At 63.7% G+C, this 22,053-nt stretch carries 22 protein-coding genes and 1 tRNA gene; 15 read left to right on the top strand and 8 right to left on the bottom strand.

Annotated elements, in window-relative coordinates:
- Nucleotides 1-141: 141 nt before the first annotated feature.
- From ACQY7X_RS21145 to hppD, 3 genes are read right to left on the bottom strand one after another with little or no spacing between them, the layout of a single operon-like run.
- Nucleotides 142-1,128: a fumarylacetoacetate hydrolase family protein gene (locus ACQY7X_RS21145; protein ID WP_428247475.1), complete on the bottom strand. Its 987-nt coding sequence runs from the start codon at nucleotides 1,126-1,128 to the stop codon at nucleotides 142-144.
- Nucleotides 1,129-1,143: 15 nt separating this feature from the next.
- The gene (locus tag ACQY7X_RS21140) at nucleotides 1,144-2,322 is read right to left on the bottom strand and encodes a homogentisate 1,2-dioxygenase (protein WP_428247474.1); all 1,179 of its coding nucleotides are present in this window, start codon (nucleotides 2,320-2,322) and stop codon (nucleotides 1,144-1,146) included.
- 25 nt (nucleotides 2,323-2,347) lie between these two features.
- The gene (hppD, locus tag ACQY7X_RS21135; RefSeq protein ID WP_428247473.1) at nucleotides 2,348-3,445 is read right to left on the bottom strand and encodes a 4-hydroxyphenylpyruvate dioxygenase; all 1,098 of its coding nucleotides are present in this window, start codon (nucleotides 3,443-3,445) and stop codon (nucleotides 2,348-2,350) included.
- Nucleotides 3,446-3,524: 79 nt separating this feature from the next.
- Between hppD and ACQY7X_RS21130 the strand changes: the two genes are divergently transcribed.
- The gene (locus ACQY7X_RS21130) at nucleotides 3,525-3,959 is read left to right on the top strand and encodes a MarR family winged helix-turn-helix transcriptional regulator (protein ID WP_428247472.1); all 435 of its coding nucleotides are present in this window, start codon (nucleotides 3,525-3,527) and stop codon (nucleotides 3,957-3,959) included.
- A 19-nt stretch (nucleotides 3,960-3,978) separates the two neighbouring features.
- Here the strand turns inward: ACQY7X_RS21130 and ACQY7X_RS21125 are convergent, their stop codons facing one another.
- Nucleotides 3,979-4,629, bottom strand: coding sequence for a DedA family protein (locus ACQY7X_RS21125; RefSeq protein ID WP_428247471.1), 651 nt, complete (start codon nucleotides 4,627-4,629; stop codon nucleotides 3,979-3,981).
- A gap of 24 nt (nucleotides 4,630-4,653) precedes the next feature.
- Nucleotides 4,654-5,640 carry a sulfur carrier protein ThiS gene (thiS, locus tag ACQY7X_RS21120; RefSeq protein ID WP_428247470.1) on the bottom strand — a complete coding sequence of 329 codons (987 nt, stop codon included), beginning with the start codon at nucleotides 5,638-5,640 and terminating at the stop codon, nucleotides 4,654-4,656.
- 176 nt (nucleotides 5,641-5,816) lie between these two features.
- On the opposite strand from thiS, the gene maiA reads away from it, so the two are divergent.
- From maiA to ACQY7X_RS21105, 3 genes are read left to right on the top strand one after another with little or no spacing between them, the layout of a single operon-like run.
- Nucleotides 5,817-6,455, top strand: a complete 639-nt coding sequence (gene maiA / locus ACQY7X_RS21115) for a maleylacetoacetate isomerase (protein WP_428247469.1) — start codon at nucleotides 5,817-5,819, stop codon at nucleotides 6,453-6,455.
- A gap of 3 nt (nucleotides 6,456-6,458) precedes the next feature.
- Nucleotides 6,459-7,517, top strand: a complete 1,059-nt coding sequence (locus ACQY7X_RS21110) for a TAXI family TRAP transporter solute-binding subunit (RefSeq protein ID WP_428247468.1) — start codon at nucleotides 6,459-6,461, stop codon at nucleotides 7,515-7,517.
- Entirely contained in the window at nucleotides 7,517-8,911 is a 1,395-nt protein-coding gene (locus ACQY7X_RS21105; protein WP_428247467.1) for a sensor histidine kinase, read from the top strand. The genes ACQY7X_RS21110 and ACQY7X_RS21105 overlap by 1 nt, the downstream gene beginning before the upstream one ends.
- A gap of 18 nt (nucleotides 8,912-8,929) precedes the next feature.
- Here ACQY7X_RS21105 and gph read toward each other — a convergent pair whose 3' ends face one another.
- A complete protein-coding gene (gene gph, locus ACQY7X_RS21100) occupies nucleotides 8,930-9,595 on the bottom strand; it encodes a phosphoglycolate phosphatase (protein ID WP_428247466.1) in 666 nt (221 codons plus the stop codon).
- Between the two features lie 140 nt (nucleotides 9,596-9,735).
- Here gph and glmU point away from each other — a divergent pair, with 140 nt between their 5' ends.
- The 6 genes from glmU (at nucleotide 9,736) to ACQY7X_RS21070 (ending at nucleotide 17,014) form a co-directional block, all read left to right on the top strand.
- Complete coding sequence (gene glmU / locus ACQY7X_RS21095) at nucleotides 9,736-11,100, top strand: bifunctional UDP-N-acetylglucosamine diphosphorylase/glucosamine-1-phosphate N-acetyltransferase GlmU (RefSeq protein ID WP_428247465.1); 1,365 nt, start codon at nucleotides 9,736-9,738, stop codon at nucleotides 11,098-11,100.
- A gap of 29 nt (nucleotides 11,101-11,129) precedes the next feature.
- Complete coding sequence (gene glmS / locus ACQY7X_RS21090) at nucleotides 11,130-12,956, top strand: glutamine--fructose-6-phosphate transaminase (isomerizing) (RefSeq protein WP_428247464.1); 1,827 nt, start codon at nucleotides 11,130-11,132, stop codon at nucleotides 12,954-12,956.
- Complete coding sequence (locus ACQY7X_RS21085; RefSeq protein ID WP_428247463.1) at nucleotides 12,953-13,528, top strand: tyrosine phosphatase family protein; 576 nt, start codon at nucleotides 12,953-12,955, stop codon at nucleotides 13,526-13,528. Before glmS ends, ACQY7X_RS21085 begins: the two co-directional genes overlap by 4 nt.
- A gap of 17 nt (nucleotides 13,529-13,545) precedes the next feature.
- Nucleotides 13,546-14,904 (top strand): glutathione-disulfide reductase, encoded by a 1,359-nt coding sequence (gor, locus tag ACQY7X_RS21080; RefSeq protein ID WP_428247462.1) that lies wholly within the window; start codon nucleotides 13,546-13,548, stop codon nucleotides 14,902-14,904.
- 90 nt (nucleotides 14,905-14,994) lie between these two features.
- On the top strand, nucleotides 14,995-16,017 hold the full coding sequence (locus tag ACQY7X_RS21075; protein WP_428247461.1) for a glycosyltransferase family 4 protein: 1,023 nt from the start codon (nucleotides 14,995-14,997) through the stop codon (nucleotides 16,015-16,017).
- Between the two features lie 61 nt (nucleotides 16,018-16,078).
- The gene (locus tag ACQY7X_RS21070; RefSeq protein ID WP_428247460.1) at nucleotides 16,079-17,014 is read left to right on the top strand and encodes a 2-hydroxyacid dehydrogenase; all 936 of its coding nucleotides are present in this window, start codon (nucleotides 16,079-16,081) and stop codon (nucleotides 17,012-17,014) included.
- Here the strand turns inward: ACQY7X_RS21070 and ACQY7X_RS21065 are convergent.
- A complete protein-coding gene (locus tag ACQY7X_RS21065) occupies nucleotides 17,011-17,598 on the bottom strand; it encodes an N-acetyltransferase family protein (protein ID WP_428247459.1) in 588 nt (195 codons plus the stop codon). The genes ACQY7X_RS21070 and ACQY7X_RS21065 overlap by 4 nt on opposite strands.
- A gap of 230 nt (nucleotides 17,599-17,828) precedes the next feature.
- On the opposite strand from ACQY7X_RS21065, the gene ACQY7X_RS21060 reads away from it, so the two are divergent.
- A complete protein-coding gene (locus tag ACQY7X_RS21060; protein WP_428247458.1) occupies nucleotides 17,829-18,116 on the top strand; it encodes an acylphosphatase in 288 nt (95 codons plus the stop codon).
- Between the two features lie 25 nt (nucleotides 18,117-18,141).
- Nucleotides 18,142-18,402, top strand: coding sequence for a hypothetical protein (locus ACQY7X_RS21055; RefSeq protein WP_428247457.1), 261 nt, complete (start codon nucleotides 18,142-18,144; stop codon nucleotides 18,400-18,402).
- Between the two features lie 41 nt (nucleotides 18,403-18,443).
- Here ACQY7X_RS21055 and lipB read toward each other — a convergent pair whose 3' ends face one another.
- Nucleotides 18,444-19,166: a lipoyl(octanoyl) transferase LipB gene (gene lipB, locus ACQY7X_RS21050; protein WP_428247456.1), complete on the bottom strand. Its 723-nt coding sequence runs from the start codon at nucleotides 19,164-19,166 to the stop codon at nucleotides 18,444-18,446.
- A gap of 102 nt (nucleotides 19,167-19,268) precedes the next feature.
- On the opposite strand from lipB, the gene ACQY7X_RS21045 reads away from it, so the two are divergent.
- The 3 genes from ACQY7X_RS21045 to ACQY7X_RS21035 all read left to right on the top strand — a co-directional run bounded on the left by ACQY7X_RS21045 (nucleotide 19,269) and on the right by ACQY7X_RS21035 (nucleotide 22,052).
- On the top strand, nucleotides 19,269-19,508 hold the full coding sequence (locus ACQY7X_RS21045; RefSeq protein ID WP_341980980.1) for a FliM/FliN family flagellar motor switch protein: 240 nt from the start codon (nucleotides 19,269-19,271) through the stop codon (nucleotides 19,506-19,508).
- An 85-nt stretch (nucleotides 19,509-19,593) separates the two neighbouring features.
- Nucleotides 19,594-19,680 (top strand) — tRNA-Leu (locus tag ACQY7X_RS21040).
- 56 nt (nucleotides 19,681-19,736) lie between these two features.
- Complete coding sequence (locus tag ACQY7X_RS21035; protein WP_428247455.1) at nucleotides 19,737-22,052, top strand: NADP-dependent malic enzyme; 2,316 nt, start codon at nucleotides 19,737-19,739, stop codon at nucleotides 22,050-22,052.
- Nucleotide 22,053: the final 1 nt, after the last annotated feature.

The following is a 22,053-nucleotide window of genomic DNA, read 5'->3' as shown; positions in this document are numbered from 1 at the left end:
CTTCATCCCACCAAAAACGTCATGCCCTGCGGGGGCAGGGCATCGACGAGTGATTTTCCTGAGGAATTAAATATACGCGTGGATGGCCGGCCTTCGCCTAGCATGACGAAGAACTAATTGCTGTGGGCCAACTTCGCGCCCTCAAGGCCCGGCGTATTTCACCACGCGCTGGTCGATGGCGCCGAAGACCGAGTGCCCGGCACGGTCCAGCATCTCGATCCGCACATGATCACCGAATTTCAGGAAACCGGTTTTCGGCTTGCCCTCGTTGATCGTCTCGATCATGCGGATTTCGGCGAGGCAGGAGAAACCACGGCTGGCATCGCGGTTCGATACCGTGCCGGAGCCGACGATGCAGCCGGCACGCAGCCGCCGCGTCTTGGCGGCATGGGCGATCAACTGCGCCAGGCTGAACTGCATGTCGTCGCCGGCTTCCGGTGCGCCGAATTTGCTGCCGTTGATATGGCTGACCAGCGGCAGGTGAATCTTCTCGCCCTTCCAGGCATCGCCGAGTTCATCCGGCGTCACCGCCACGGGCGAGAAGGCGGTGGATGGCTTGCCGTGGAAGAAGCCGAAGCCCTTGGCGAGTTCATTCGGTATCAGGTTGCGCAAGGACACGTCGTTGACCAGCAGCAGCAGTTTTATATGGCCAGCGGCATTTTCCGGTGAGACGCCCATCGCTACGTCATCGGTGATCGCCGCCACTTCGCCTTCCAGGTCGATGCCATAGGCTTCATCGGCCACCAGGATGTCGTCGGTGGCCCCGAGGAAATCATCCGAGCCGCCCTGGTACATCAGCGGATCATGCAGGAATTCCGGCGGCATCTGTGCCCCGCGCGCCTTGCGCACCAGTTCGACATGATTGAGATAGGCCGAGCCATCGCACCATTGAAAGGCACGCGGCAGTGGCGCGGCGAGCTTGGTGGCATCGAAGGCGATGGCGCCACCGGCCTCGCCGGCATTGAGCGCGGCAGAGGCGGCTTCCAGTTTCGGCGCCGCCACGGCCCAGGAGTCGAGTGCCAGTTGCATGGTCGGCACCAGGCTATCCACCGGCAGCAGCCTGGAGAGGTCGCGGCTGACGACGCAGAGGCGGCCATCGCGGCCATGTTTCAGCGAAGCGAGTTTCATCTGATCAAATCCTGATTATTCAGCGGCGTGGCGGAAGCCCTGCGGATTCCAGCTGGCGACATAGCCGCCAAATTCAATGCTTTCGGCGGCAGGCGAGACATCCAAGGCGTCGCGCGTATCCAGCATCACCGCCACCTCGTCCAGCATGCGCGGCGGTGCGTGTGCATCGGCCGCCTGTTGCGCCGCTTTGGTCGCCATCTGGAACGCCTTGGGATGCGGCCCATGCGGGAAGCCGCAGGGATGCAGCGTGATCATGCCGGGATGGATGTTGTCGCGGCTGAAGAACTGGCCGTGGTGATAGAAGATCACCTCGTCGTAATCGTCGTTATTGTGGAAGAAGGGCAGCTTCAGCGCATCGGGATCGCTTTCCGCCGGGCGCGGCACGAAGGTGCAGATCACGAAGCGGCTGGCCAGGAAGGTGGTATGGGCCGAGGGCGGCAGATGGTAGCGGTGGCTCATCAGCGGCCGGATGTCGCGCCAGTTCAGCTTTACCGGCGCGAGGTCGCCCTTCCAGCCGATGGCATCCAGCGGATTGAACGGATAGGTGACGGTGGAAAGCCGGTCGCGCCGCTTGATCACCACGCGCCAGGTTTCGCTGCTGCTCTGCTGCGCCTTGAAGGCATCGTCCAATGCCGGAATTTCCAGCACGGCGGGATCGAAGATGGCATGCGGCCCCACCAGGCCCTTTTCCGGCAGGCGGTAGCTGTCGTTGGTTGCCTCGATCAGCAGCAGCCTGGTTTCCGCCGAAGGCTCTAGGCGCCACATGGTGCCGCGCGGCAGCATGATGTAGTCGCCCTCGGTGTAGCGCAGATGGCCGAAATCGCAGTAGAGCGAGCCGTAGCCGGCATGCACGAACAGCAGTTCATCGCCATCGCCGTTGCGCACCAGATGATCCATCGCCTGGGCGATGGTGCCGGTGCGGTATTTCACATGGGCATTGCCCAGCAGCAGATGCGCATCCCAGGGCGAATTGCCCTGGCCGGTGAATTTCGTGGTGTCGAAGGCGCGCGGCTTGAGCGGACCTTCCCAGTCGATCCAGCCAGTGGGCGGGTGCGCGTGATAAAAATGTGCTGCCGGGCCGAAGAAGCCCTCCTTGCCCATCTCGCGTTCATAGCTGCCGGCGGGCAGGGCGACATGGGCCTGCCGCGAGGCATTGCCCTCGCTATGGGTCATCGGAATCCAGGTCTTTGCCATGGTGCTTCCTCCGTGATTTCCTGCTTTACGCGTTGGCCTTCAGCACGCCGCGCTTTATCTGGTCGAGTTCGATGGATTCGAACAAAGCCTTGAAGTTGCCTTCACCGAAGCCATCATTGCCCTTGCGCTGGATGATCTCGAAGAAGATCGGGCCGATCACCGTGTCGGTGAAGATTTGCAGCAACAGGCCCATATCACTATTGGGGCCGGCAGTGGGGGCGCCATCGATCAGGATGCGCAATTCGCGCAGCCGGTCCAGATTCTCGCCATGGCCGGGCACGCGCTTCTCCACGCCGTCATAATAGGTTTCCAGCGTATCCTGGAACGGCACGTCGCGGCCGCGCATGTTGCTCACCGTGGCATAGATGTCGTCGCTGCCCAGGGCCACATGCTGGATGCCCTCGCCATGATAGGCGTGCAGGTATTCCATGATCTGCGACTTGTCGTCGGAGCTTTCATTGATCGGGATGCGGATCTTGCCGCAGGGGCTGGTCATGGCCTTGGATTTCAGGCCGGTCAGCTTGCCTTCGATGTCGAAATACTTGATCTCGCGGAAGCCGAACAGGCGCTCGTAGAAATCCGCCCATTCGCCCATGCGGCCGCGATGCACGTTATGGGTCAGGTGGTCGATATAGGTGAGGCCGCAGCCGGCGGGATTGCGCTCCACCGGCTTGCCGTCGGCGCCTTCGATCGGCACGAAATCGACATCGTAGATGGTGCCGCGCGAGCCGTAGCGGTCGACGAGGTAGATCAGGCTGTCGCCGATGCCTTTGATCGCCGGGATGTTCAACTCCATCGGGCCGGCCTTGTTCTCGACGCCCCAGGCGCCGAGCGAGACGGCACGCTTGTAGGCAAAGGCCGCGTCCTTGACGCGGAAGGCGATGGCGCAGATGCAAGGGCCGTGGATGCGGGCAAAGCTCTGGGCGAAGCTCGCCGGCTCGGCGTTGAGGATGAAGTTCACGTCGCCCTGGCGGTAGAGCGTCACATTCTTGGAACGGTGGCGTGCGACGGCGACAAAGCCCATGCGCTCGAACAGGGCAGCCAACTTCTCGGGCTCCGGCGCGGCATATTCCACGAATTCGAAGCCGTCGGTGCCCATCGGGTTGTCCCAGAGATCGGCCATTGGTTTCCTCCATCAGGCAAATTGCATCTGCCCTGCATATTAGTTACATTTGTAACTAAATCAAGCGGAGACCGCGCCCATGCCCAAGGCACAACTCGTGCTGGAGGATTTCCTGCCCTACCGGCTGTCGGTGATGACCAACCGGATCAGCGATGCCTTGAGCCGGCATTATGCCGAGCGGTTCGGCATCGGTATTCCCGAGTGGCGGGTAATCGCCAATCTGGGCCGCCATCCCGGCATCACCGCCAACGAGGTGGTGGAACGTTCGGCGATGGACAAGGTGACGGTGAGCCGTGCCGTGGCGGCGCTGGAAAAGAAGCAGCTGGTAGAGCGCCGCCGCGACGATGGCGACAAGCGCAAGGCGCGGCTCACGCTCTCGAAGGCAGGCGAGAAGGTCTATGGCGAGATCGTGCCGCTGGCGCTGGGCTATGAGCGCGGCCTGCTGGCGGCGCTCACGGCGGAAGAGCGCGCGGTGCTCGACCGCGTGATCGGCAAGCTGACAAAGCTGGCTTAGAGCTAGGACCTGCCAGACTCTATTCAGCCTTGGTGTCAGGCTTGGTTTCCGGCAGCTTGGCCTGTTCGGCGGCCTGCTGCTCCGCGATCTTGCGCTCGAAGCTGGCTTTGCTGCGGCGGTGCGTGAAGAACAGGATCACGCCGACCAAGGCAAAGACACCGAGCATGACAAAGCCGAAATCCTTGGCGACATCGCCGAGCACGGCCTCGAAGGTCTTGCCGAGCAGGTAGCCGCCCCAGGCAAAGGCATTGGCCCAAAGGCCGGCGGCGATGAAGTTCAGCGCGGCGAAGCGCGGCCAGCCTATCGGGCTCATGCCCATGGCCAGCGAGGAGAAGTTGCGCACGCCGTAGATGAAGCGGAAGGAGAGGATGAAGCCGATGTGATATTTGTGCAGCATCCCCAGCGCCACGTTGACGCCGCCCTGCAGCCGGGGGAAACGCTTGAGCAGCCGATGGCCGTATTTGCGCCCGATCCAGAAGTAAAGCTGGTCGCCGCAGAAGCTGCCGAGCCAGGCCGCCGCGATCAGGATATACTGATTCAGCATCCCCTGGCTGGCGGCAGCGCCGGCGAAGATCACGAAGGTCTCGCCTTCCAGGAAGGTCCAGATGAAGGTGATGACGTAGAAGAGATCGCGATACTCTTCGATCAGCTTGTAGATATCGAGGTCCACTGGCGGGGCCTTTGCGCTACGGGTTCAGATGAGGCCCGCGAGCGGGGACGAAGGGTCGGCGTAGCGCTTCTTGGGCATGCGGCCGGCGCGATAGGCCAGCCGGCCGGCTTCCACCGCCATGCGCATGGCATGGGCCATGCGGATCGGATCGCCAGCCTCGGCGATGGCGGTGTTCATCAGCACGCCGTCGCAGCCCAGTTCCATGGCGATGGCGGCATCCGATGCCGTGCCGACACCGGCATCCACCAGCACCGGCACGCGGGCATTTTCCTTGATGATGCGAATCTGCACCGGATTCTGCACGCCAAGGCCGGAGCCGATCGGCGCCGCCAGCGGCATGATGGCGCAGGCGCCCAGGTCTTCCAGTTTCTTCGCCGCGATCGGATCGTCGGCGCAGTAGACCATGACGTCGAAGCCTTCCTTGACCAAAATCTTGGTGGCCGCGAGGGTCTGTTCCATGTCCGGGTAGAGCGTCTTCTGGTCGCCCAGCACTTCCAGCTTCACCAGCTTCCAGCCACCGGCCTCGCGCGCCAGGCGCAGGGTGCGCAGCGCATCATCGGCGGTGAAGCAGCCGGCGGTATTGGGCAGGTAGGTGTATTTCTTCGGATCGACGTAATCCATCAGCATAGGCTGCTTCGGATCGAGCACGTTCACCCGACGCACCGCCACGGTGACGATCTCGGCGCCCGAGGCCTCGATGGCGGCCTTGGTCTCGGCCAGATCCTTGTATTTCCCGGTGCCGACCAGCAGGCGGGAACGGAAGCGCAGGCCGGCAACCTCGAAGTAATCGTCTTCCGGGTGCTGCGCGGCATTGCCGCCACCGATGAAATGCACGATTTCGATGGCATCGCCGTCTTTCAGTGGCGTGGCGCCATAGGCCGAGCGCGGCACGATCTCGCGGTTCAGCTCGATAGCGATCTTGCGCGCATCGAGTTCCAGCATGGCCAGCAACTCGGCAACATTGCCCGCCTGGCTCATTTCACGGGATTCACCGTTAATCGACAGCCGCATTTGTCCTGCTCTTCCTCTAACCCCTCCCAGTGCCGCCTTATCACATGGGGGCTGCCGGGCGTTCCGACAATAGAGACCTGCACCCCCAGGGGCAACCGCTCCGTGAACCCGAGCTGTACTATCTCTTTGTTACGGCTCAACGCTGGGTTAGGATTGCGGCAAAACAGGAGGACGGCGTGAAGCTGTTTGGCTATTTCCGGTCGTCTGCGGCCTACCGTGTTCGAATCGCCCTGAACCTGAAGGGGCTGGACTACGAACTGGTGCCGCTTCATTTGCAGAAGAATGAACATCTCTCGGCGGATTATGCCCGGCTGAATCCGCAGCAACTGCTGCCGTCCCTGGAAGTGGATGGCGCGGTGCTGACCCAGTCACTGGCCATCATGGAATATCTCGACGAAGTACATCCGAAGCCGGCCTTGCTGCCCAGGGAACCGGTGCTGCGGGCGCAAGTGCGGGCCATGGCCCAGGCCATCGCCTGTGATATCCACCCGATCAACAACCTTCGCGTGCTGCGCTACCTAGTGCACGATATGGGGCTGTCGGACGACAAGAAAAACCAATGGTATCGCCATTGGGTTGAAACCGGGCTTGCCGCCGTGGAGCAGATGCTGCGCCAGTCTTCCCAGACGGGTGATTTCTGCTTCGGTGCGACGCCCAGCCTGGCGGATGCATGCCTGGTGCCGCAGGTGGCCAATGGCCGGCGCTTCAATTGCGACCTTTCCGGCTGCCCCACCGTGGTGCGCATCTCCGATCATTGCAACACGCTCGACGCCTTCCGCCACGCCGCGCCGGACCAGCAGCCGGACGCCGAATAGCCGATGCGCCGCCGCGACGTGCTCTCTACTTTTGCCGCCGCTGCCGCTGGATTTGCCTGGCCGGCGCGTGCGGACCATCAGGCCCAGGCCGATGGTCCGGCGATGCCGGCCTTCTTCCGCATCGGCACCGGGGGCACCGCCGGGGTGTATTTTCCGCTCGGTTCGCTGATCGCGCGGGTGGTGGCGGAAAGCCATAGTGCGCCGGATTGCCCGCCACCAGTGCCGCAGCCCTGCGGCGTGCCGGGCCTGCTGGCAGTGGCACAGACCTCGAATGGCTCGGTGTCGAATGTCGAGGCGATTCAGGCAGGCGCCATCGAAGCAGGGCTGGTGCAATCCGATATTGCCCATGGCGCCTTCAATGCCACCGGTATTTTTGCCGGCAAGCTGAATGCCTCGCGCCTGCGTTTCCTGGCACGGCTTTATCCGGAAGCGGTGCATGTGGTGGTGCGGCGTAATGCCGGCATCCGGAAGATTGCTGATCTGGCCGGCAAGCGTGTCAGCCTGGACGAACCCGGTTCCGGCACGCTCGCCATGGCGCGCATGCTGCTGGCCGCCCATGGTCTTTCGGAGAGCAGGCTGCGCCCGGAATATGTGAAGCCGGACCTTGCCGCGCCGCGCCTGGCTGCCGGCCAGCTCGACGCCTTCTTCTTCGTTGGCGGCTGGCCGGTGCGCTCGGTGGCCGATCTCGCCGCGGCGGGCCATGTCGATATCCTGCCGGTGCAGGGCGAGGCCGCGGCCGACCTGTTGCAGCGCAATCCCTTCCTGAGCCGAGGCACCATTCCCGCCGGCATGTATACCGGCGTCAATGCGGTGGAAACCGTTACCGTTTCGGCGCAGCTGCTGGCCCGGGCTGATCTTGCCGATACGCTGGTGGAGGCGGTGCTGCGGCAGATATGGAGCGAGCGTGGGCAGACGCTGATCCGTGCCGGCCATCCGCGTGGCGCGGATGTGGCCTTGGCGAAGGCGTTGGAAGGCCGCGGCATTCCGCTGCACTCAGGCGCCGCGCGCTTCTACCGTTCGGTCGGGATGGACCCCGGCCCAGACGCGGCAGCGGCCCGCTGATGCCACCACCGCTGAAGCACTGGAGCTTTGGCCGGCGTCAGATCACCGCTGCGATCATTGCGGTGATCGCTGTTGCCTTCGTGATCGGCGCCTATGTGCAGCAGAGCCTGAGTTCCATCGCCCGCGATCTGCCGGTGACCCTGCTGGACCAGGAGCGCGATGCCGAAACCCTGATCCGGGAAATGGCCAATCTTGCCTGGGCCATCGAATTCTGGCGTGTGCAGCCGAGTGAGGATAACCGCGAGCGGGTGCGCGAACAGCTGCAGGTGGCGGTGAAGCGCACGGAGCTTCTGCGCACCAACTACAATCTCGACAATCTGGTCGGCGCTGCCGGCATGTTTGCCGTGGCGCGGCCGGCTTTGCAGGATATCGAACGCTGGTTCGTCGATGGCGCCATGGGGCAGCCTGCTGGCTCGCTGCCCGCCATATGGCTGATGCAGAGACGCGCCCGCGATGCTGAAGCGCGGCTGATCCTGCTGCTCGGCGAGGGCCGTGACAGTGCCCGCGAATTACTGCTGGTGCAGGAAGCAAGGCTGGACCGCTTCTCGCTAGGCGTTGCACTGCTGACGGCCTTTGCCGCCTTGCTGGTGCTGGGTCTGGTGCTGCTGCTTTACCGCCAGCGCGTGCTGCTGGAACTGCGCGAGGATGCCGAGGTGACCTTGCTGGCGGCGAAGCGGACGGCGGAGGAGGCCAATCGGGCCAAGAGCGAGTTCCTTGCCAATATGAGTCATGAACTGCGCACGCCGCTCAACGCCATCATCGGTTTTTCCACCATGATCAAGGATGAGATGCTGGGGCCGGTGGGCCAGAAGCGTTACCGCGATTATGCTGCCGATATCCATGGCAGCGGCGAGCATCTGCTGGCGATCATCAGCGACATTCTCGATCTCTCCAAGGTCGAGGCCGGCAAGATGGAACTGGTGGATGCCGAATTCGATGCCGCCGAGGTGATGCGGGCCGCGATCCGGCTGGTGCGCGAGAAGGCGGAAACCGATGGCCTGACCCTGATCCTGCGGCCGCTGGATCAGCCGGTGAAGCTGCATGCCGACCGTCGCGCCGTGTTGCAGATGCTGCTCAACCTGCTGAGCAACGCCGTGAAGTTCACTGAACGCGGCAGCGTCGAACTGGCCGCTGCCGTTACCGCTTCGGGTGGCCTGCGTTTCAGTGTGCGCGATACCGGCATCGGCATGACCAGCGCGCAGCTCGCCAAAGTGCTGGAGCCGTTCTATCAGGTGCAGAACGCGCTGACCCGCGATCAGCCCGGCACCGGTCTCGGCCTGCCGCTGGTCGATCGCCTGATCCGCCTGCAGGGCGGAAGGCTGGAAATCGAGAGCCAGCCCGGCATCGGCACCACGGCCAGCATCGAATTGCCGCCAGCCCGCGTGCGGAGCTAAGGCAGGCCGCGTGCGGGCCTAGTCCGCCTGCAGCGCGTCCAGCGCGGCGCGCAGATCGTCGAAATGGTGGATCAGCCTGTCGGCGCCGAGTTCGGCCGGCGGCACGCGGGTATAGCCGAAGCTCACCGCCACGCTCGGCAGTTTAGCCGCCTTGGCGGCATTGATGTCATTTGGCGAATCGCCAACCATCGCCGCCCATTTGATGTTGCCGCCAAGGCGGGCCAGGGTGCCGGTGATATGGCCGGGATCTGGCTTCTTCACCGGGAAGGTATCGCCACCGACAACCGCATCGAAATACGGCGTCAGCCGCAACTGTTCGAGCAGTGGGTGGGTGAAGGTTTCCGCCTTGTTGGTGCAGACCGCGAGCCGGTAGCCATCGCGGCGCAATGCTTCCAGGCAGCCGATCACACCGGGGAAGGGCTGGCTGGTGGCGGTGAGATTGGCGGCGTAATAGACGAAGAAGGCATCCACCGCCGCCTTGAACTGCTGCTCCGAGGCAATGCCGCCGGTGGCGGTCAGGCCGCGCTCCACCAGTGCCACGGCACCATCTCCCACCATGCTGCGCACGGCATCCAGGCCGACGGCAGGCCGGCCCTGGCTGGTCAAGGCATGATCGAGCGCGGCGGCAAGGTCCGGCGCGGTATCGACAAGGGTTCCGTCAAGGTCGAACAGGATTGCTTTCATGGCGTCTGAAACACTCGGAAAAACCTTGAAACACTCGGAAAAACCTTTTGATTTCCGCTGCGGCCCAAGGATATGAGACAAACACTGCCAGCCCCGGAGGCTGGCGATTCACTTTGTTTGGTTGTAGACGGCATTCGGTCATGGCGAAACACTCACTAGCAGTAATTGTGCTGGCGGCGGGGCAGGGCACGCGGATGCGGTCCGGCCTGCCCAAGGTGCTGCATCCGGTGGCCGGCCTGCCGATGCTGCGGCATGTGCTGAACGCGGCCGCCGTGCTGAAACCCGAGCGCAATGTGCTGGTGCTGGGCCGGGGCATGGAAGCGGTGGCCAAAGCCTTCGCGCCGATCTCCGTGGCCGTGCAGGATCCGCCGCTCGGCACCGGTCACGCGGTGCAGGCCGCGATGCCGGCGCTGAAGGGCTTCAAGGGCGATGTGCTGGTGCTTTATGGCGATACGCCGCTGCTCACGCCCGAGACGCTGAAGCAGCTGGTTGCCGCGCGTCGTTCCAAGGCGGACCCGGCAGTCGTGGTGTCAGGCTTCCGGCCCGCCGATCCGGCGGCCTATGGCCGCCTGGTGCAGGATGCCAAAGGCAATCTTGAAGCCATCGTCGAATTCAAGGATTGCACGCCGGAGCAGCGCGCCATTGGCTTCTGCAATGGCGGCATGATGCTGCTGGATGGTGCCCGCCTGCCGGCTTTGCTCAAGCAGCTCGATAACAATAACGCCAAGGGCGAATACTACCTTACCGACCTGGTGCAGCTTGCCCGCGCCAAGGGCTGGGCCTGCCGCGCCGTCGAGGTTTCCGAGATCGATGTGATGGGCGTGAACAACCGCGCCGAACTCAGCATCGCGGAAGGCCACATGCAGGCCCGCCTGCGCCTGACGGCGCTGGAAAGCGGTGTCACCATGACCGCGCCGGATACCGTCTATCTGCGCGCCGATACGAAACTGGGCCGCGATGTCACCATCGAACCGCATGTGGTGTTCGGACCCGGTGTCGAGATTGCCGACAATGTGACGATCCGTGCCTTCAGCCATATCGAGGGCGCAAGCGTGGCATCCGGCGCCATCATCGGCCCCTATGCGCGGCTGCGGCCCGGTGCCGAGATCGGCGCGGAAGCGCATATCGGCAATTTTGTCGAGGTGAAGCAGGCGCGCATCGAGGCTGGCGCCAAGGTGAATCACCTCACCTATATCGGCGATGCGCGCGTCGGCGCCAAGGCCAATATCGGTGCCGGTACGATCACCTGCAATTACGATGGCTACAACAAGCATCACACCGATATCGGCGCAAATGCCTTTGTCGGTTCGAATTCGTCGCTGGTGGCGCCGGTGAAGATCGGCGATGGCGCGCTGATCGCTGCCGGTAGCACCATCACCCAGGATGTGCCGGCCGATGCGCTGGCACTGGGCCGTGGCCGCCAGGAAACCAAGCCCGGCCTTGCCGTGCGGATCCGGGCGCAGCGCGCGGCCCAGAAGAAAAAGTCGCAGCAGAAGTCCAAGTAGCTTTCCGTCCAGTTTTTCAGGAGCCGCCCATGTGTGGAATTGTTGGCGTCATCGGTACCCGTGATGTGGTGCCGCTGCTGGTCGATGGCCTGAAGCGGCTGGAATATCGCGGCTATGATTCCGCCGGCGTTGCTACCCTGATGCGCGATGGTACCATCGAGCGCCGCCGCGCCGAGGGCAAGCTGATCAACCTGGAAGCGCGGCTGGAAGAACACCCGCTGCAGGGCCTGATCGGTATTGCCCATACCCGCTGGGCTACCCATGGCGTGCCGAATGAAGCCAATGCGCATCCGCATGCCACCGAGCGCGTGGCGATGGTGCATAACGGCATCATCGAGAATTACCGCGAACTGGCCGATGAACTGATTGCCAAGGGGCATCGCTTCCAGAGCCAGACCGATACCGAAGTCGCGCTCTGCCTGATCGACCAGTATCTGCTGGAAGGCCTGAAGCCTGAGGAGGCGGTGAAAGCCACGCTCGGCCGCCTGCGCGGCGCCTTCGCGTTGGCGATCATGTTCCATGGCGAGGATGACCTGTTGATCGGCGCGCGGCGCAATGTGCCGCTGGCGGTGGGTTTCGGCAATGGCGAAATGTATCTCGGCTCCGATGCGCTGGCGCTGGCGCCGCTCACCGACAAGATCGCCTATCTCGAAGAAGGTGACTGGGTGGTGCTGACGCGCGGCAATGCCCGTTTCTTCGATGCCGCCAACCAGCTTGTCGAACGTGAAATCCGCCCCACCGCGATCAGCGGCGCGATGATCGGCAAGGGCAATTACCGCCACTTCATGCTCAAGGAAATCTATGAGCAGCCGGCAGTGATCGGCGACACCATCAACACCGTGCTGAGCCCGACCGACCGCTGGGTGCATCTGCCCGATCTTGGCATTGACCTCGCCAAGTTCAGCCGCATTACGATTGTTGCCTGCGGCACCTCGTATTATTCCGGCCTGGTGGCGAAATACTGGCTGGAGCGTTACGCGCGGATCAATGTGGAAGTGGATGTCGCTTCCGAATTCCGCTACCGCGAAGCACCGGTCGATCCCAACGGCCTCTCGATCTTCATTTCGCAATCGGGCGAGACCGCCGATACACTGGCGGCGATGCGCTATGTGAAGCAGGAAGGCGGTCGCACGCTGGCCATCGTCAATGTGCCGCAGAGCAGCATGGCGCGCGAAGCCGATGGCATGCTGCCGACCATGGCTGGGCCGGAAATCGGCGTGGCCTCGACCAAGGCTTTCACCTGCCAGCTGGTCACGCTCGCGGCTTTCAGCCTGGCCGTCGCCCGCGCACGCAAGGCGCTGAGCGAGGAAGAAAGCGCCCGCCTGATGGCGGCGCTGATCGAGGTGCCGGCCCAGGCGGCGGAAGTGCTGAACCATGATGATGAACTCAAGGCGCTGGCCGAGAAGATCATGGATGCCCGCGATGTGCTCTATATCGGCCGCGGCCCGTGTTTCCCGCTGGCGCTGGAAGGCGCGCTGAAGCTCAAGGAAATTTCCTATATCCATGCCGAAGGCTATGCCGCCGGCGAATTGAAGCACGGCCCCATCGCGCTGATCGACGAGCAGGTGCCGGTGATCGTGATCGCGCCGACCGATGCACTGTTCGAGAAGACCATCTCGAACATGCAGGAGGTGATGGCACGCGGCGGCAAGGTGATCTTCATGTCCGACAAGCCCGGCCTGGCGCATGTGGATGAGCGCACCTTCGCCACCGTGGGGCTGCCGCAGGTGGAGCCTTTCGTGGCGCCTATCCTCTATGCCATCCCGGTGCAGCTGCTGGCCTATCATGTCGCGGTGCTGAAAGGCACCGATGTGGACCAGCCGCGCAATCTCGCTAAATCGGTGACAGTCGAATGAGCGCCCTAGCCCTTGGCCTGCTACCCTTTGAAGTCAGCGTCTGCGGTGTCAGCGAACTGCCGGGCTTTGCCGGCCGCGATGTGTCGCATCTGATCGGCATTCTTGATCCCGGCACGCGGCGGCCCGAGGCCTATCAGGATGTGGCCCCGGTTCATATGAGCGAATTCCGCTTCCACGATATCGTGGTGCCTGACGCGCTGCGCCTGGCGCCGAGTGCCGCCGATATGGCGGCGATTATCTCGGCCTGCGAGCGGGTGCTGGATAGCCAGCCGCGCCATGTGCTGGTGCATTGCTGGGCCGGCATCTCGCGCTCCACCGCTACCGCCACTATCCTGATGGCACTGCGCAACAAGGGCCGCGAGGCCGAGGTATTCCAGGCGCTGGCGGGAATCCGTCCGCGTTCCTGGCCGAACAGCTTGATGATCCGCCAGGCGGACCGCATGCTGGGCCATGGCGGCGCCCTTGTCGCGGCCATGGAAGCGCACCATCTTGCCGTGGCACGGCAGCATGCCGATATGTGCGATCTGATGCATTCGGTCGGACGCGGACACGAAGTGCCCGCCGGCCCCTGAAGGACGGGCGAGGCGCCATGAGCCAGTATGATTTTGACCTCTTCGTGATCGGTGGCGGCTCGGGCGGCGTGCGTGCCGGCCGTATCGCAGCCGGTCACGGCGCCCGCGTCGCGGTGGCCGAGGAGTACCGCTATGGCGGCACCTGCGTGATCCGTGGCTGTGTGCCGAAGAAGCTGCTGGTCTATGCTTCCGAATATGCTCATGGCTTCGAGGATGCTGCCGGCTTCGGCTGGAGTGTCGGCGAAACCCGCTTCGACTGGGCCACCCTGATCGCCAACAAGGACAAGGAAATTGGCCGCCTGGAACGCATCTATCGCGGCCTGTTCGAGAATGCCGGGTGCAAGACCTTCGATGGCCGCGCCACTCTGCTTGATGCGCACACTATTGAAGTTGCCGGCCAGCGTGTCACCGCCGGCACCATATTGCTGGCCACCGGCGCCGCTGCCGTGAAGCCGGATGTGCCGGGCGCCGAGCATATGATCACCTCGAATGAGGCGTTCCACTTGCCGAGCCAGCCGAAGCGTATCGTGGTGCTGGGCGGCGGCTATATCGCGCTGGAATTCGCCGGCATCTTCAATGGTCTGGGTTCCAGAACCACGGTGCTCTATCGCGGCGAACAGATCCTGCGCGGCTTCGATGATGATGTGCGCAACCACCTGGCCAATGAACTGGTGAAAAGCGGCATTGATCTGCGGCTGAAGTCCGATGTCAGCCGCGTCGACAATCAGGCTGATGGCAGTCTGCGCCTGACGCTCACCGATGGCACCCAGCTTGAGGCCGATGCGGTGATGGCGGCCACGGGCCGCAAGCCGAACACCCAAGGCCTTGGCCTCGAAGCGCTGGGCGTGGCGTTGGACGGGCAGGGCGCGGTGAAAGTGGATGGTTACTCGCGCTCCAGCGTGCCGCATATCTATGCCGTGGGCGACGTGACCAACCGTATCAACCTCACCCCGGTGGCGATCCGCGAGGGCCATGCCTTCGCCGATACGGTGTTCGGCAACAAGCCGCGCCAGGCCGACCACAACGACGTGCCGTCCGCCGTGTTCAGCCAGCCGCCGGTTGGCAGCGTCGGGCTTTCGGAAGCGCAGGCGCGTGAAAAATATGGCCAGGTGGATATCTACCGCACCAGCTTCAAGCCGATGCGCCACACGCTTTCGGGCCGCGACGAACGCGTGCTGATGAAGCTGATCGTTGATGCGGCGACCGACCGCGTGGTCGGCGCCCACATGGTCGGCCCCGAAGCGGGCGAGATCATCCAAGGCATTGCCATCGCCGTGAAGGCCAAGGCGACCAAGGCGGATTTCGACGCCACCGTGGGCATCCACCCAACGGCGGCGGAAGAATTCGTCACGCTCCGCGAGAAGGTGAAGGCTTAAGGCTTCACCAATTTATCCACAGACTGTCACGCCACTGTCACCGAACTGCGATGCAATCATCGCGTGTTGCATTGAGGGTGAACGGTCGTCATGCGGATATTGATCATATCGGATGCTTGGCATCCGCAGGTAAATGGCGTGGTACGCACGCTGACCAAGACGGTGGAGGGGTTGCTCAAGCGCGGCCTCACCGTCGAAGTGGTCGGCCCGAGCGAATTCCGCCGCATCCCATGCCCCACCTATCCTGAGATCGAACTGGCGATCCTGCCTTACCGGGCCTTGGTGAAGCGGATCGAAGCCTTCGCGCCGGATGCCATCCATATCGCCACTGAAGGCCCGCTCGGACTGGCGGCGCGGCGCTATTGCCAGCGCAACGGCCTGGCCTTCACCACCGCCTACCACACGAAATTCCCGGAATATGTCGAGGAGCGCGCCAAGCTGCCGCTGTCCTGGTCCTATGCCTTCATGCGCTGGTTCCATGGCGGTTCCTCGGCGGTGATGGTGGCGACCAAGAGCCTGGCCGAGAGCCTGGAAGCGCGTGGCTTCCGCAACATGCGCACCTGGTCGCGCGGCGTCGATACCGAGCGTTTCCGGCCGCGCGACAAGAGCCTGCTCGATCTGCCGCGCCCGATCCATCTCTATGCCGGCCGCGTCGTGGTCGACAAGAATATCGAAGCCTTCCTCAAGCTCGACCTGCCGGGCACCAAGCTGGTGGTCGGGATCGGGCCGCAGCTTGAGGAATACCGCACCAAGTATCCAGAAGCGGTGTTCGCCGGCTATCTGGAGAATGGGGCGCTGGCCAGCTACTTCGCGGCTTCCGACGTGTTTGTGTTCCCGAGCCTCACCGACACCTTCGGCCTGGTGCTGCTGGAAGCGCTGGCTTCCGGCATCCCGGTTGCGGCTTATCCGGTCACCGGCCCGCTTGATGTGGTTGGGCCGCATCCGGAAGTCGGCTGCCTGCATGAGGATCTGGGGGAGGCGATCAAAGGCGCGCTCGGCAAGTCGCCGGAAGCCTGCCGGGCTTTGGCGCTGCAATATTCCTGGGATGCCTGCACTGATCAATTCCTGGCCAATCTCACCCCGATCCGCGAGCCGGTTGCCCGCGCGGCTTGAACCTGCCCCGAGCGCTGGTTAGGCTCGCCTCTGGTTGCGTATCAGATGCCAGAGGGTGGAAATGTCGATCGAGATTTTGCAGGTTGGGCCGTTGCTGCCGAGCGTCGAGCAGGTGCTTAACGCTACCTATACCGTTCATCGCCTGTGGCAGGCGGCAGACCGCAACGCGCTGCTGGCCGAGATTGCGCCGCGCGTGCGTGCCATCGCCACCTCGGGCAATGCCGGCGCCAGCGCCGCCCTGGTTGATGCTCTGCCGAAGCTGGAGATCGTTTCCTGCTTCGGTGTCGGCGTCGATGCCATCGATACCGCCCATTGCCAGAAGAAGGGCGTGATCGTCGCCAACACCCCCGATGTGCTCACCGATGAGGTGGCCGATCTTGCCATTGGCCTGACGCTCGCGACCCTGCGCCGGATTCCCCAGGGCGATGCCTTCGTGCGCGCGGGGCAATGGCCCGGTGGCAAATTCCCGCTCACCGACAAGCTCGGCGGTAAGACTATGGGCATCCTCGGCTTCGGCCGTATCGGCCAGGCCATCGGCCAGCGTGCCGAGGCTTTCGGCGTCACCGTGGTGCATAGCGGCCCGCGCGACAAGGGCACCGGGCACCGTTACTACGCCGACCTTGCCGAGATGGCGGCGGCGGTGGATATCCTGATGATCGCCTGCCCGGGCGGGCCGGAGACCGAAAAGCTGGTGGATGCCCAGGTGATCGCCGCCCTGGGGGCGAAGGGCTATCTGATCAATATCGCGCGCGGCAGCGTGGTGGACGAGCCAGTCCTGGTCGAGGCCCTGGTGCAGGGCAAGCTGAAGGGCGCCGGCCTGGATGTGTTCGTCAACGAGCCGCAGGTGCCCGAAGCCCTGTTCAAGTTGGAGAATGTGGTGCTGCAGCCCCATGTCGGCAGCGCCACGAACCAGACCCGGGCCGCCATGGGTGACCTGGTGGTGCGCAACCTCGCCGCCCATTTTGCCGGCCAGCCGCTGCCGGCCCGCTACTGCTAGCGCCGGGCAACCGCCTTCAGCGCCAGCTTGGCGATCTGGTCGGGGTAAAGGAACTGGTAGGTGATCTCGGTAAGCGGCGCGCCACCGATGGTGATGCGCCGCCGCGATGTCGGCATGCCGCCGAGGATTTCATAGAAGTCGCGGGCGCGGGTGTTGTCCGCCAGCACCCAGAGGAAAAACGGCGTTAGGCGCCGGCTGCTCAGCCAGTTGGCGGCATGAACCAGCAGGCGGCGGCCATGGCCGCGGCCCTGCAGGCTGGGCAGGATGTTCATGGCGTGAACTTCACCGCGAAACACCGAGGCACCGCCGGGCGGCAGGTCCACCGGCTTGCCGGCGGAGAGGAAGCCGCCGAGCGTGCCATTTTCAGCTTCCAGCAATAAGACCAGCCGATCCGGATCCGGCTCGGCCAGCAGGCCGGCCCAGAATTGCGTGCGTTGCTCCACCGAAAGGGCGTCCAGGTAGCTGTCCGGCATGATGCCGCGATAGGCGCTCTGCCACACCGCCACATGCAGGGCGGCCAGGGCAGGGGCGTCCTTCGCCGAGGCCTGGCGGATGCTCAGATGGGTCAATCGGGCATTGCTCATGGCCTGCCGCTTCCTCCGTGGAGCGAGTGTAACGGCCAGGGCTTACCCAAAAATTACCGGGCTTACCCAATCGTTAGCGGGCCGCATCACCCCTATACGGCGAATAGTCTGCCTGCCAATTCAGGCAGCAATGCGGCCCAATTGTGCCGATTCCAGGCCGGGCAGCCGGTCTTCTTATCGTCGCGGGCATCCAGCTTGTGAACCGGACGGCACGACCGTAAGGTCCCCGGATGGAAATGCGCCGCTACCTGATCGCCGGCAAAGTGCAAGGCGTCGGCTTCCGCTTCTGGACCGTTGGCCGGGCCCGGCTGCTCGGCCTCGCCGGTTGGGTGAAGAACCGCGCCGATGGCGGGGTCGAGGTCGTTGCCCGGGGCCAGCCCTACAACCTGGATATGCTGGCCGGCCAGCTCTGGGAGGGGCCGGCGATGGCCCGGGTCGACCGCGTCGAGTTGGTGCCACTGGCCGAAGAGGGCAAGAGCACCTTGCTGGCCACCCATAGCTTCGACCAGACGCAGTAACCTCTCGTGAAATTGGTGTAAGCTTATGCAAAAGAAGAAAAATCCAGTTAAACTGACTTGGCAGCAATGGCTTACCTGCTATGCCGCTTCAATGACCGGCGGCGGCGTTACCTGGTATCTCACCGGCAATGTCTGGCTTGGTGGCGGTGTTCTTGCTGTTATTACAGCGATTTACGTCTTTTATCTGTCAGGCCGGGCGATCCGGGCCGAGAAGGGTCAGGAGGTCGATCCGGCGACCCTGTCGCGGCAGCAGCGTCGCGCCATTGAAAGAAAGAAAAACAAGTAAAGTTAATTATTTACAGTATTAAATTAATCTGAAAATTTAGATTAACCGCAGCGCGAGGCACTCAGCCGGGCGAACAGACTGCCATCGATACTGGCGCGGAGCTGGTTGTCGACATCCGCCAGGCTTACCGGCAGACCGAGATCGACCAGGGAGGTGACGCCGAAGGGTGTCGCGGCCTGGTTGTGGATACCGCAGGGTACGATGCCGCCGTAATGGCTCAGGTCGGGCTCCACATTCAGGCTCAGGCCATGGAAACTGACCCAGTGGCGGACCCGCACGCCGATGGCGGCGATCTTGTCCTCGCGGCCTGCCGGTGCCTGGTCCGGGCGCGGCACCCAGACGCCGACGCGGCCGTCGCGGCGCTCGGCACGGATATTGTATCTGGCCAGAGTGTGAATAACCCAATCTTCCAGTCCGCAGACGTAATTCCGCAGGTCGCGGCCGCGCCGGCCAAGGTCGAGCAGCACATAGACGATGCGCTGGCCGGGGCCATGGTAGGTGTATTGCCCGCCGCGCCCGCTGGCGAATACCGGGAAGCGGGAATCGAGCAGGTCGCCCGGCTTGGCCGAGGTGCCGGCGGTGTAAAGCGGGGGGTGTTCCAGCAGCCAGATCAGTTCGTTGGCCTGGCCGGCATGGATCGCGGCCACCCGGGCTTCCATGGCCGCCACGGCCTCCCCATAGGACACCGGGGCATCGCTGACGGCCCAGTCGATGGCGCCGGCCTCGGTTTCCAGGCGGTCGGAAGCGGGGGGTATCACTTGCATGGATTTACCATATACTAACCAGACACCGGTTATGTAGAAGGGGTTATGTAGGGCTATGTAGCGGTGCCGGCTGCCGAAGGAAAGGCCGGGGAAAGGTTTGCCATGCCCGCCAATAATGCCGTCAATGATGTGACGGTCGAGATTTCGGTCGTGCTCGGCAAGGCCACCATGCCGATCCACCAGGTGCTGAAAGTGGGCCGTGGCGCCGTCATCGAACTGGATGCCAGCGTCGACGACCATGCCTGGATTTTCGCCAACAACAAGCTGATTGCCCGTGGCGAAATCGTGATTTCCGGCGAGAAGGTGGCGGTGTCGATCACCGACACCATGTCCGACGACTGACGGAGCAGTTAATTTGCCTAAATCGGCCCGCCAGGGTCCTTGAAGGCGGGGTGAGGATTTGCTACACCCCCGCGTCGCCCGGTTTGCGGTCGTGGCGGAATTGGTAGACGCGCAGCGTTGAGGTCGCTGTGGCCGAAAGGCCGTGAAAGTTCGAGTCTTTTCGACCGCACCATTATTTGCCCCCGAAGCGGGTAAGCCGCCGGGGCCTTCCCCGGAAGCACCAGACACATGACAGACGAGCTTGATCGCGCAGCCCTCGAATACCACCGGCTGCCGCGGCCGGGTAAACTTGAGATCGCCGCCACCAAGCCGCTCGCCACCCAGCGTGACCTGGCCCTGGCCTACAGCCCCGGCGTTGCCGCCGCCTGCCGCGCCATCGCCGAGGATCCGGCCCAGGCCGCCGAGCTGACCGCGCGCGGCAATCTGGTTGCCGTGATCTCCAACGGCACTGCCGTGCTTGGCCTCGGCAATATCGGCCCGCTCGCCTCCAAGCCCGTCATGGAAGGCAAGGCGGTGCTGTTCAAGAAATTCGCCGGCATCGATGTGTTCGATATCGAGGTCAACCAGACCGATCCCGAGAAGCTGATCGACATTGTGGCGGCGCTGGAGCCGACCTTCGGCGGTATCAACCTGGAAGACATCAAGGCGCCGGAATGTTTCGTGGTGGAGCGTGCCCTGCGCGCCCGCATGAACATCCCGGTATTCCATGACGATCAGCATGGCACGGCGATCACCGTGGCTGCCGCGGTTCTCAATGGCCTGCGCGTCGTCGGCAAGACCTTGGAAGATGTGCGTCTGGTCGCCTCCGGCGCCGGCGCTGCTGCCCTGGCCTGTCTCGACCTGCTGGTCGAACTCGGCGTGAAGCGCGAGAATATCGTCGTCACCGATATTGTCGGCGTGGTCTATGAGGGCCGCACCGAGCAGATGGACGAGTTCAAGGCGCGTTATGCCCGCCCGACCAACCACCGCACCCTGGGCGATGCCATTGCCGGCGCCGATGTGTTCCTGGGCCTTTCCGCCGGTGGCGTGCTGAAGGCCGAGATGGTGGCCAAGATGGGGCCAAAACCGCTGATCCTGGCCCTGGCCAACCCGACACCGGAAATCCTGCCTGAAGTTGCCAAGGCGGCGCGGCCGGATGTGATCATGGCGACCGGACGGTCTGATTACCCCAATCAGGTCAACAACGTGCTGTGCTTCCCGTTCCTGTTCCGCGGCGCGCTCGATGTCGGCGCCACCACGATCAACACTGAGATGGAAATGGCCGCCGTGCGTGCCATCGCCGATCTGGCGATGGCGGAAATCACCGATGTGGTGGCGCGTGCCTATGGCCCGGAAGAGGATATCTGCTTCGGCCCGGATTATTTCATTCCGAAGCCGTTCGATCCGCGCCTGATCCTGGAGATCGCGCCGGCCGTCGCCAAGGCGGCGATGGACAGTGGCGTGGCGACGCGCCCGATTGCCGATCTGGATGCCTACCGCCAGAGCCTGGAACGCTTCGTCTACCGCACCGGCTTCATCATGCGCCCGATCTTCGAGCGCGCGAAACGCCGGCCGCTGCGCCTGATCTATGCTGAAGGCGAGGATGAGCGCGTGCTGCGCGCCGCCCAGATCGTGGTGGATGACAAGCTGGCGCAGCCGATCCTGATCGGCCGCCGCTCCGTGGTGGAGCGCCGTATCGAAAAGCTCGGCCTGCGCCTCAAGCTGGGCGAGAATGTCGACCTGGTCGATCCCGAGCGCGACGACCGCTACAACGAATACTGGACCGGCTATTTCAATCTGATGGCCCGCCGTGGCGTGGCGCCAGACGATGCCCGTACCATCATCCGCACCAACACCACGGTGATCGCCGCCATGGCGGTGCATCGCGGCGATGCCGATGCGATGATCTGCGGCGCGGTTGGCCAGTATGACCACCACCTGCCGCATCTGCTCGATGTGCTGGGCCTGCGCTCCGGCGTGTCGCGCCCGGCCGCGATGCAGTTGCTGGTGCTGCCCCAGGGTGTGATTTTCGTTGCCGACAGCAACGTGGCCGCCGATCCGACGGTGCCGGAAGTGGTGCAGATCACCCGCTTGGCGGCGGAGGAGGCATTGCGCTTCGGTGTCACGCCGAAGATCGCGCTGCTGTCCAATTCCAATTTCGGTTCGTCCAATTCTGCCGCCGCGCGCAAGATGCGCGATGCGGTGCGCCTGCTGCAGGCGGAATTCCCCGATCTCGAAATCGAAGGCGAGATGAAGGCGGATGCCGCGCTCTCGGCGGCGATCCGCGAAAAGACGATGCCGAACAACAAGCTCAGCGGTGCCGCCAACATCCTGATCATGCCCAACCTGGAAGCGGCCAATATCGCCGCCAACCTGGTGCGTCAGCTTGAGCAGGGCTTCTATGTCGGCCCGATCCTGATGGGCATGGCGCGCTCGGCGCATATCGTGTCGCGCAATGTCACCGTGCGCGGCCTGGTCAACATGAGCGCCGTTGCCGTGGTCGATGCTCAGGATCATGCCGATGGCCTGATGGGCAAGAGCCTGCGCTCACTCAATCAGGGCTGAT

Source organism: Ferrovibrio sp., assembly GCF_965278975.1.
Lineage (GTDB): Bacteria > Pseudomonadota > Alphaproteobacteria > Ferrovibrionales > Ferrovibrionaceae > Ferrovibrio.
Note: the sequence above shows the minus strand (reverse complement) of the source record. Positions and strands in the feature narration are given on the sequence as shown.